This is a genomic window from Streptomyces sp. (assembly GCF_031178505.1).
GTDB lineage: Bacteria > Actinomycetota > Actinomycetes > Streptomycetales > Streptomycetaceae > Streptomyces > Streptomyces gulbargensis.
Genome location: NZ_JAPSIW010000197.1, coordinates 1 through 9,807, shown reverse-complemented (window position 1 = coordinate 9,807; position 9,807 = coordinate 1). Strand labels below are relative to the sequence as shown.

Annotated in this window: 9 protein-coding genes; 7 read left to right on the top strand and 2 right to left on the bottom strand. The window is 72.0% G+C overall.

The genetic code is table 11. The annotated features are described in order from the left end of the window. From RIF68_RS15660 to RIF68_RS15650, 3 genes are all read left to right on the top strand, one after another. Positions 1-1,470 (top strand): acyl-CoA carboxylase subunit beta (locus RIF68_RS15660; RefSeq protein ID WP_309051857.1); only part of this gene is annotated, 1,470 nt, incomplete at its 5' end. An 11-nt stretch (positions 1,471-1,481) separates the two neighbouring features. Then, a complete protein-coding gene (locus RIF68_RS15655; RefSeq protein ID WP_164288100.1) occupies positions 1,482-2,105 on the top strand; it encodes a ScbR family autoregulator-binding transcription factor in 624 nt (207 codons plus the stop codon). A 375-nt stretch (positions 2,106-2,480) separates the two neighbouring features. Continuing rightward, on the top strand, positions 2,481-3,299 hold the full coding sequence (locus RIF68_RS15650; protein ID WP_164288098.1) for an AfsR/SARP family transcriptional regulator: 819 nt from the start codon (positions 2,481-2,483) through the stop codon (positions 3,297-3,299). A 78-nt stretch (positions 3,300-3,377) separates the two neighbouring features. Here the strand turns inward: RIF68_RS15650 and RIF68_RS15645 are convergent, their stop codons facing one another. Together RIF68_RS15645 and RIF68_RS15640 are read right to left on the bottom strand one after the other, a co-directional pair. Then, positions 3,378-4,388, bottom strand: a complete 1,011-nt coding sequence (locus RIF68_RS15645; RefSeq protein WP_309051856.1) for an AfsR/SARP family transcriptional regulator — start codon at positions 4,386-4,388, stop codon at positions 3,378-3,380. A gap of 192 nt (positions 4,389-4,580) precedes the next feature. After that, positions 4,581-4,826, bottom strand: coding sequence for a hypothetical protein (locus RIF68_RS15640; RefSeq protein WP_309051855.1), 246 nt, complete (start codon positions 4,824-4,826; stop codon positions 4,581-4,583). Positions 4,827-5,106: 280 nt separating this feature from the next. On the opposite strand from RIF68_RS15640, the gene RIF68_RS15635 reads away from it, so the two are divergent. From RIF68_RS15635 to RIF68_RS15620, 4 genes are all read left to right on the top strand, one after another. Beyond that, a complete protein-coding gene (locus RIF68_RS15635; protein ID WP_164287220.1) occupies positions 5,107-5,928 on the top strand; it encodes an AfsR/SARP family transcriptional regulator in 822 nt (273 codons plus the stop codon). Positions 5,929-6,138: 210 nt separating this feature from the next. Further along, a complete protein-coding gene (locus RIF68_RS15630; RefSeq protein ID WP_164287222.1) occupies positions 6,139-6,921 on the top strand; it encodes a thioesterase II family protein in 783 nt (260 codons plus the stop codon). Next, positions 6,918-8,186, top strand: a complete 1,269-nt coding sequence (locus RIF68_RS15625; RefSeq protein WP_164287224.1) for a beta-ketoacyl synthase — start codon at positions 6,918-6,920, stop codon at positions 8,184-8,186. The genes RIF68_RS15630 and RIF68_RS15625 overlap by 4 nt, the downstream gene beginning before the upstream one ends. 29 nt (positions 8,187-8,215) lie before the next feature. Next, complete coding sequence (locus RIF68_RS15620) at positions 8,216-9,460, top strand: beta-ketoacyl synthase N-terminal-like domain-containing protein (RefSeq protein ID WP_309051858.1); 1,245 nt, start codon at positions 8,216-8,218, stop codon at positions 9,458-9,460. Positions 9,461-9,807 lie beyond the last annotated feature (347 nt).

Sequence of the window (9,807 nt, the reverse complement as noted above, 5' to 3'; positions counted from 1 at the left end):
GCGCAGCACGCCAAGGGCAAGCTGACCGCGCGGGAGCGGATCGAGCTGCTGGTGGACCCGGGGTCGTTCCGGGAGGTCGAGCAGTTGCGGCGGCACCGGGCGACCGGGTTCGGGCTGGAGGCCAAGAAGCCGTACACGGACGGTGTGATCACCGGCTGGGGGACGGTGGAGGGCCGGACGGTCTTCGTCTACGCGCACGACTTCCGGATCTTCGGCGGTGCGCTGGGCGAGGCGCACGCCACGAAGATCCACAAGATCATGGACATGGCCATCGCGGCCGGTGCCCCGCTGGTCTCCCTCAACGACGGTGCGGGCGCCCGGATCCAGGAGGGTGTCTCGGCGCTCGCCGGCTACGGCGGCATCTTCCAGCGCAACACCAAGGCGTCCGGGGTCATCCCGCAGATCAGCGTGATGCTCGGCCCGTGCGCGGGCGGCGCGGCCTACAGCCCCGCCCTCACCGACTTCGTGTTCATGGTCCGCGACACCTCGCAGATGTTCATCACCGGTCCCGACGTGGTCAAGGCGGTCACCGGCGAGGAGATCACCCAGAACGGTCTGGGCGGGGCCGACGTCCACGCCGAGACCTCCGGTGTCGCGCACTTCGCCTACGACGACGAGGAGACCTGCCTCGCCGAGGTCCGCTACCTGCTGTCGATGCTCCCGCAGAACAACCGGGAGTACCCGCCCTGCACTCCCTGCTCCGACCCGCAGACCCGGCGCTCCGAGGTGCTGCTGGACCTGGTGCCGGCGGACGGCAACCGTCCCTACGACATGGCGAGGGTCATCGAGGAGATCGTCGACGACGGCGAGTACCTGGAGGTCCACGAGCGCTGGGCCCGCAACATCATCTGCGCTCTGGCGCGTCTGAACGGTCAGGTCGTGGGCATCGTCGCCAACCAGCCGCAGGCCCTGGCCGGCGTCCTGGACATCGAAGCCAGCGAGAAGGCCGCCCGCTTCGTCCAGATGTGCGACGCCTTCAACATCCCGATCATCACTCTTCTGGACGTCCCCGGCTTCCTGCCGGGCGTGGACCAGGAGCACGGCGGCATCATCCGCCACGGCGCCAAGCTGCTGTACGCGTACTGCAACGCCACCGTCCCGCGCATCTCCCTGATCCTGCGCAAGGCCTACGGCGGCGCCTACATCGTCATGGACTCCCAGTCCATCGGCGCCGACCTCACCTACGCCTGGCCGACCAACGAGATCGCCGTGATGGGCGCCGAGGGCGCCGCCAACGTCATCTTCCGCCGGCAGATCGCCGAGGCCGAGGACCCCGAGGCCATGCGCGCCCGCATGGTCAAGGAGTACAAGACCGAGCTGATGCACCCCTACTACGCGGCCGAACGCGGCCTGGTCGACGACGTCATCGACCCCGCCGAGACCCGCGAGGTGCTCATCCGCTCCCTGACCATGCTCCGCACCAAGGACGCCGACGTGCCGTCCCGGAAGCACGGCAATCCCCCGCAGTAACGGAGCAGTCGATGGTCAAACAGGAACGTGCGGTACGTACTCGTGAAGCCCTGATCAGGTCGGCGGCGGAGATCTTCGACCGCGAGGGTTTCACGGGTGCGTCGCTCACCGCGATCTGCGCGCGGGCCGGGGTGAGCAGCGGTGCACTGCACTTCCACTTCACCACCAAGGCGGCTCTGGCGAACGCGGTGGAGGAGGCGGCCGCACGGATCCTGAGGTCCATCACCGACCGGCCGGCGCCCGCCCGGTCCAGCCTGTTGCAGCACCTCGTCGACGTCACCCACGCACTCGCCGCGGCGCTGCGGCAGGACGTCGTGCTCCGGGCGGCGTTCGGTCTGGGCGCGGACGCGGCCAGGCCGCCGCACGCGGACCTGCGGGTGCTCTGGCAGGCGTGGGTCGCGCGGGCGATGAGGCGCGCCGAGGAGCGGGGAGAGCTGTGCGCGGGCGTGACGGCGGAGGGCGCCGTCACCGCCGTAGTCGCCGCCACCGTGGGGTTCGAGGCGCTCGGTGCGCGGGACGCCGCCTGGCTCTCCCGGCGCACGATCACGCAGTTCTGGCTGCTGTTGCTGCCGACGATCGCCCGGGCGACACTCCGCCCGGAGCTGGAGGCCGGCGGAGCTCGCACACCCGCTTGAATACTGAACGGTCTGTTTTTTGCCCCGCTTCGTCGGCTTGGCCTCGTTGTGTCGTGCCCGGCGGTGGATGGACGTTTTCGGCCATGCGTCCTCGCGCCCCCCTTGAGGCCGGTTTTCGCTTCTGGGATGCGAAGTCAGGTCAGCAGAACGGCCTGACTGAGCGCTTCCGCTCACCTCGACGGCCCTTGCGTTCGCGTCGTCATGCGCGTAACTGGCTGGATCTCTGCCATCCCTCGGTGAACTATGGCTACGATATTGACAAACCGACCGTGCTGTTTTTTTATCAAGGAGTCCGGTCGTCATCGCGCACCGGACCCCGGCAGCGGGATGAGCGCAGGCCGCTCGGCGGCCTCAGCCTGAACTTATGGGGGAGACGTGGACATCGAAGTGCTGGGTGCGCTGTCGGTCCGGGAGAACGGCGTGTCGGTCGTGCCGACGGCTCCGAAGCCGCGGCGGGTACTCGCCCTTCTCGCGCTCAACGCCGACCAGGTGGTCTCCGTGACCACGCTGATCGAGGAACTGTGGGGGGAGAACCCGCCGCGCAGTGCCCGCACCACGTTGCAGACCTACATCCTGCAGCTGCGCGAACTGCTCACCGAGGCACTGGCCTGCGGCGAACAGGAACGATGCACGGCCAAGGACGTGCTGGCCACCGTCCCCGGCGGCTACCGGCTCCTCACCCGGGGCGGCTCCGTCGACTACCGGGAGTTCGAGCGCCGGGCCGGCACCGGCTACCGGGCCATGGACGCCGAGGACTACACCGCCGCGGCCCGTCGGCTGGGCGAGGCCCTCTCGCTGTGGCACGGTTCCGCACTCACCGACGTCCAGGCGGGCCGCCGGATCGAGATGGAGATCGGGCGGCTGGAGGAGGCCAGGCTGTGCGCGCTCGACCAGCGCATCGAGGCCGATCTGCGGCTGGGACGCCATCGCGAACTGCTGTCGGAGCTGACGGTGCTGGTCAATCAGTACCGGATGCACGAGAGCTTGCACGGCCAGTTCATGCTCGCCCTGCACCGCTCCGGTCGCCGGGGTGAGGCACTGAACGTCTACCGCCGGCTGCGCACCACGCTGGTGTCGGAGCTGGGCCTGGAGCCGTCGACGGCGCTCAGCCGGCTTCAGCGCTCGATCCTCGCCACCCGCCCCGAGGCTCCACTGCCCTCGGCGGCGAACGGCGGCCGGCTCGTCACCCGCTGACCGGCACGCCGTCCGCCGCGCGCACGGACCACGCCAGAAACGATTCCTCCGGGGTCCGCGGCCCGTCCGGCAGGCCCGTCACGACGCGAGGTCCCGCGGTCCGGCGACCGGCGAGGACGTCAGACGGTCGAGCCGCCCCGCCAGTTCCCGGTGTTCGCGGGTCAGACGGTCGACGTGCCCGCGCAGCCGGGCCAGTTCCTCGCCCAGCATCCGCACGCTCACCGCGCCGGCCACCGCATCGTCCGCGGTCCGCGCCTCGTCCACCGGCCCCGTGCCGGTCGCCGGACCGGCCACGGCCCGCGCCGCGCCCTCGGCCGCCCCGGCCGGGTCCTGACGGCGCAGGACCGACTCCATACGACTGCGCAGTGCCGGCCCCGGCTCGATGCCCAGGTCGTGCGCGAGTCGCCGGCGCGCCCTGTCGTACGTTCCCAGAGCCTCGGCCTGCCGCCCGCACCGGTGCAGGGCGGTCATCAGCAACTCGTAGAACCGCTCCCGCAACGGGTGGGCGACCACCAGCTCCTCCAGCTCACCGGTGACCTCGTGGCAGTGACCCGCCAGCAGGCTGGCGTCGTACAGCGTCTCCAGGGCGACCAGCCGGTTCTCCTCCAGCAAAGCCGCCTCAGCCGCGCAGATGGTGCCCTGTCCACTGCCCTGCAGCGCGGGTCCCTGCCACAGGGCGAGCGCCTGGCGCAGCACCCCGGCCGCGGCGCCGGGGTCGTCACGGGCCAGTTCCCTGCCGTGCGCGGCCAGCCGGCGGAAGCGCCCGGCGTCCGTGTCGGCGTCACCCAGCCGCAGCGCGTAGCCGAGGGGACGGGTGACCAGCCACTCGTGGTGCGGGCGGCCCGAGCCGGGTTCACCGCACGGCAGCAGCCGGCGCAGCCGGGCGACATGGGCCTGCAGGGCGTTGGCGGCGTTGGCCGGAGGGCACTGGCCCCACAGCTCGTCGACGAGCCGTTCGGCGGGCACGACCTGACCGGCCTTCACCACGAGGGCGCCCAGCAGCGCGCGCTGCTTCGCCCCCGACGGGACGATCAGCACACCGGTGCACTCGTCGTAGACCTGCACCGGACCCAGAATCCGAAACTCCATGCCGTACCAGCCCCCCGGAAACCGGCGCGTCGGCTGAGGGAAGATCCGCGACCCGCCTTTTGCGCCCGGCCACCCAGAAAATCATGAATGGCCGGGGCTCTTCATTCCGATTCGACAGTACTCACCCGGGGGTCGACGTGCTGATATCTGAAGTGAGCCGCAGGGTGGTGTGGAAGATTTCTCGAGGAGGTTTCAGGCGCAGTCGTTCATCAGCTCGGGAAAGCCCACCTGGATCCCGCGCAGATGATATTTGCTCACCATGGGCAGGAGCTGCGCGGAGGGCATGTCTGGCAAGAAGTCGAACCCCTCCCGCACCTCGTCGGCGTCCGCCGGCCCGGAGCCGTCCCGATGGTCTGGCCCCGCGAGACGCTTCAGCAGCGCCTGGACGAGCGGGTCCGCTCCACGGCGCTTCCGCGCGCTTGCCGATGCAGTCGCCATGGCCTGAAACCTAACAGTGTTCACGTCCTTCACAACAGGTTCCCGTCTGTTCAATCACCCTGGAGAAGGCCTGCGTCAGGGGTTTGTCAGGGTGCCGTCAGCAGACGGTCCCGAAAGGAGTTCGAGGGGTGCTCGAGAAACTCTCGAAGGCAAGTCGGAAGACGGTGCGGTTCCTCTTGTGCGGGCGTGTCGGCAGTGCCAAAAAACGCCGCGAGGCGACAGTATTCGAAGACGCGATAACCCGACCCGGAATCGACTGTCTGAACGGCTCGGAGGAATCATGGAGATAAAAGTCCTGGGCGCGCTGAATGCCGAAGTCAACGGAATATCGGTCGTGCCGACCGCAGGGAAGCCGCGCCAGATCCTGGCCCTGCTGTCCCTCTACCCGGGCCGGGTCGTGCCGGTGCCCACCCTCATGGAGGAGATCTGGGGCACCAACCTGCCGCAGAGCTCCCTGACCACGCTCCAGACGTACATCCTTCAGCTGCGCCGGATGCTCGGCACCGCCATGGGCCCCGACGCCCCCGGCTCGGCCAAGGACGTGCTGGCCACCCGGTACGGCGGCTACCTGCTGCAGATCCCCGCCGAAGCCGTCGACGTCTACCGGTACGAGCGACTGGTGGCCGAGGGGCGGCAGGCGTTCGACGACGGCGAGGACGAGCTCGCCGCCGCCCTGCTGCGCGAGGCGCTGGACCTGTGGGACGGCCCGGCGCTGGTCGACGTACGCGTAGGAACGATCCTGGAGATCGAGGTGATGCGGCTGGAACAGAGCCGCCTGGTCGTCCGCGAACGGCGGATCGACGCCGACCTGCGCCTGGGCCGGCACGTCGAACTCATCGCCGAACTCACCGACCTCATCGCGCGCCACCCCCAGCACGAGGGCCTGCACTCGCAGGCGATGGTGGCGCTCTACCGGTCCGGGCGCCAGGCGGCCGCGCTCGACGTCTACCGCAGACTGCGCCAGCGCCTGATCGACGAACTCGGCGTGGAGCCCTCCCCCCAACTGCAGCGGATGCACCAGGCGATGCTCACCGTCGACCCCCGTCTGGACGTCGTCGCCGGGCCGCGCCGGTCCTCGACCTTCGACCTCTACGCGGCCTGAGGACCCCCGCACGGGAGCACCGACGCACATGTGGCGAGGGAGCGGGGGCCTGTCGGCACGGTGCCGAGTCGAGTGCGGCACGAGGTGCACCGGCCACGATCGCAAGGCGGATGCCCGGCGCCCGCGCTCAGGCGCGGCCACCGGGCACCACGCGACAGGTGGTGCCCAGGGCCCGGGGCGGCACGCGGTTTCTCAGGAGGAGGGCGACGCATGGCTTCTGGCACGGGAGACGACGCGGAGGGCGGCAGGCCGGTCAGACTCCACTGCCTCGCCCACGCGGGCGCCGGAGTCACCGGCTACCGCACCTGGCCCGCGGCGGTGGGGCCCGGTGTCGAGGTCGCCGCCCTTCCGCTGCCCGGACGCGCCGGCCGCCGCCGGGAGACCCGGGTCACCGACCGGGCCGCACTCCTCGCCGATCTGCTGCCGACCCTGCTGGAGTCGGCGCGGACCGGTCCGTACGCGCTGTACGGGCACAGTCTCGGCGCCCTCGTCGCCTACACCCTCACCCGCGCCCTGGCCGACGCCGGCGCGCCGCCGCCGCTGTTCCTGGCCGTCGGGGCCTGTCTGCCCCCGCACACCGCGACCGCCCTGATCGGCGCCTCGGACCTGCCCGACGAGCGACTCCTGCCGCTGCTGGACCGCCTCGGTTCCGTGCCGCAGGGCGGCTCGGCCTCCCCCGGAGGACTGTGGCGCCGTACCGTCCTGCCCGTGCTGCGCGACGACCTGCGGCTGGCCAGGGACCTGCGGGACCGGGCCGTCGATCCCGCCACCGGAGGACGGGTGGACTGCCCCGTCCTGGTCTTCGCCGGCCGTGACGACCCGCTGGCCGTGCCCGCCGCGCTCGAGCACTGGAGGCGCTGGACCAACGGACCGATCGAGCAGCACACCCTGGCGGGGGACCACTTCTTCGCGGACCTGCCGGACCTCCCCCGGCTGGTCGGACAGGCCTGCCGCGACCACCTCGCCACCGCCCCGTCGGGAGCGCACCGATGAAACGCGTGGTCATCACAGGCATCGGCGTCGTCGCCCCGGGCGCGGTGGGCAACGCGGCCTTCTGGTCGCTGCTGACCTCGGGCCGGACCGCCACCCGCAACATCACGCTCTTCGACGCCTCCGACTTCCGCTCCCGGGTGGCCGCCGAAGTCGACTTCGACGCCGCCGCGCACGGCTTCACTCTCGCCGACACCGAACGCCTCGACCGGGTCGCCCAGTTCGCCCTGACCGGCGCCCGCGAGGCACTCGCCGACAGCGGTGTCCGTGACGCCCAGGTCGACCCGGTACGCACCGGGGTGAGCCTGGGCAGCGCCATCGGATGCACCACCGGCCTGGCCACCCAGTACGCCATCCTCAGCGACTGCGGAAACACCACGACGCTGGACCACACCAAGGCAGCCGAGTACCTGTACGACTACTTCGTGCCCAGCTCGCTCGCCGCCGTCGTCGCCCGCGACAGCGGCGCCCAGGGGCCGGTCGGCCTGGTCTCCAGCGGCTGCACCTCCGGCCTGGACGCCATCGGACACGGCGCCGACCTGATCAGGGACGGCAGCGCCGACGTGGTCGTCGCGGGAGGCGCCGAGGCGCCGATCTCCCCGATCTCCATGGCCTGCTTCGACCGCATCCGGCTGACCAGCCCGCGCAACGACGAACCGGCGACGGCCAGCAGGCCCTTCGACCGCACCCGCGACGGATTCGTCCTCGGCGAGGGCGCCGCCGTCGTCGTCCTGGAGGAACTCGGACACGCCCGCCGCCGCGGCGCCCGCGCCTACGCCGAACTGTCCGGCTACGCGGCCCACAGCAGCGCCTACCACATGACCGGTCTCCGACCGGGCGGGCAGGAGATGGCCGACACCATCCGCGCCGCGCTCGACGAGGCGCGGATGAACCCGGTCGACGTCGACTACGTCAGTGCGCACGGCGCCGGCACCCGGCTCAACGACCGGCACGAGACGCACGCCATCAAGACCGGCCTCGGCGACCACGCTCGACGCGTTCCGGTCAGCTCCATCAAGTCGATGATCGGGCACGCGCTCGGAGCGGCCGGCGCGCTGGACGTGGTGGCCAGCGCCTTGGCCATCCAGCACGACACCGTGCCCCCGACGGCCAACCTGCGGGAACCGGACCCGACCTGCGACCTCGACTACACCCCGCTGTTCGCGCGCGAGCAGCGCACGAGCACCGTACTGAGCATCGCGAGCGGATTCGGCGGCTTCCACAGCGCGACGGTGCTGACCCGGCCGCGGCTGAAGGAGGCGGCGTGAGGTACCCCGAGGCCCCGCAGGACGCCGGGCTGCCGGGCTGCCGGGCTGCCGGGCGGCGTCAGGCCCTGGTCACCGGCATCGGGGTCGCCGCTCCCAACGGCCTGGGGACGCGGGCCTGGTGGCAGGCGCTGCTGGCGGGCCGCAGCGGCATCGGTCCCCTCACCCGCTTCGACGCCACCGGCTACCCGGTGCGCATCGCCGGCGAGCTGTCCGGCTTCGTCGACGAGGACCACGTACCCAACCGGCTGATGCCCGAGACCGACCGGGTCACCCGCATCGCGCTCGCCGTGGCCGAGGAAGCGCTCGCGGACTCCGGCGCCGACCCGGCGAGCCTGCCCGAGTACGGAGCGGGCGTGATCACCGCCAGTTCGGCGGGCGGCGCCGAGTACGGCCAGCGAGGGCTCTCGGCGCTGTGGAGCAAGGGCGCGCGCCACGTCAGCGTGTACCAGTCGTCGGCCTGGTTCCACGGCGCGGGCCCCGCACAGATCTCCATCCGGCACCGGTTGCGCGGAACCGGTTCGAGCATCATCAGCGAACAGGCGGGCGGGATCGACGCGCTCGCCCGGGCCCGGCGGCGCCTGCGCGACGGAGCCGGCCTGATGGTCACCGGGGGAGTGGACTCCACGCTGTGCCCGTGGGGCTGGGCCGCGCACCTCGCGGACGGACGGCTGAGCCTGACCGGCGATCCCGCGCTGGCCTACCGCCCGTTCGACGCCTCAGCCGACGGCCATGTGGTGGGAGAGGGCGGCGCGCTGCTGGTCGTGGAAGACGCCCGGGAGGCAGCCCGCAGGGGCGCGGTCGGCTACGGCGTCGTCGCCGGATGCGCCGCGACCTTCGACGGGCCGGGCCGTCCCCGGCTGCGGGAGGCCGCCGAACTGGCGATGCGGGACGCCGGTGTGACACCCGGGCAGGTGGACGTGGTGTTCGCCGACGGTGCCGGTGAGCGGGTGGCGGACCGGGCCGAGAGCGCGGTGCTCGTCGCGCTGTTCGGGCCGTACGGGGTCCCCGTCACCGTGCCCAAGACGATGACCGGGCGCCTCGGAGCCGGCGGATCCTCACTGGACCTGGCGGCGGCCCTGTTCGCCCTGCGGGAGCGGGTGGTGCCCCCGACCACCGCCACCGCGCGACCGGCCCCGGACTGCCCTGTCGACCTGGTCACCGGGCAGCCGCGCGAGATGCCGCACCTGACGACGGCGCTGGTCCTGGCCCGGGGCCGGGGCGGATTCAACTCGGCGGCGGTGGTGCGCTCGCCCGGCGGCAGCGCGACGGGGTGAGACCCGCGGGCGGTCCGCGCGCCCCGCACCGGTAACGGACCGCGGGGCATTCGCCGGCTTCGGCAGGTCGGGTACGAGTGGTCGGCTCGGTCGTCCTGGTCAGCTCTCTCGTCCTGGTCGATCCCGTCGGCGAGGACCCGGGCCTCCCGGAGACGGAGCCACGCCCGTGTCCGCGCCCGTACGCCGAGTTCGGCTCGTATCTCGTATCGGTGGGCGAGGCGCACGACGAGAACGGTGCGGCCGTCGTACGGCCGGGCCGCCGGACGCCTAGCGGGGACCGCCCGACCCGCGCGCGCCGCCCGTCAGGTCGTGCTCCAGCGCGCGCTCCACGGCGGTCAGCGGCAGAT

Bases quoted from the DNA above. Each gene is read 5' to 3' on its own strand.
- RIF68_RS15655 (WP_164288100.1), top strand. From the start codon at position 1,482: ATGGTCAAACAGGAACGTGCGGTACGTACTCGTGAAGCCCTGATCAGG.
- RIF68_RS15645 (WP_309051856.1), bottom strand. From the start codon at position 4,388: ATGGAGTTTCGGATTCTGGGTCCGGTGCAGGTCTACGACGAGTGCACC.
- RIF68_RS15640 (WP_309051855.1), bottom strand. From the start codon at position 4,826: ATGGCGACTGCATCGGCAAGCGCGCGGAAGCGCCGTGGAGCGGACCCG.
- RIF68_RS15635 (WP_164287220.1), top strand. From the start codon at position 5,107: ATGGAGATAAAAGTCCTGGGCGCGCTGAATGCCGAAGTCAACGGAATA.
- RIF68_RS15630 (WP_164287222.1), top strand. From the start codon at position 6,139: ATGGCTTCTGGCACGGGAGACGACGCGGAGGGCGGCAGGCCGGTCAGA.
- RIF68_RS15625 (WP_164287224.1), top strand. From the start codon at position 6,918: ATGAAACGCGTGGTCATCACAGGCATCGGCGTCGTCGCCCCGGGCGCG.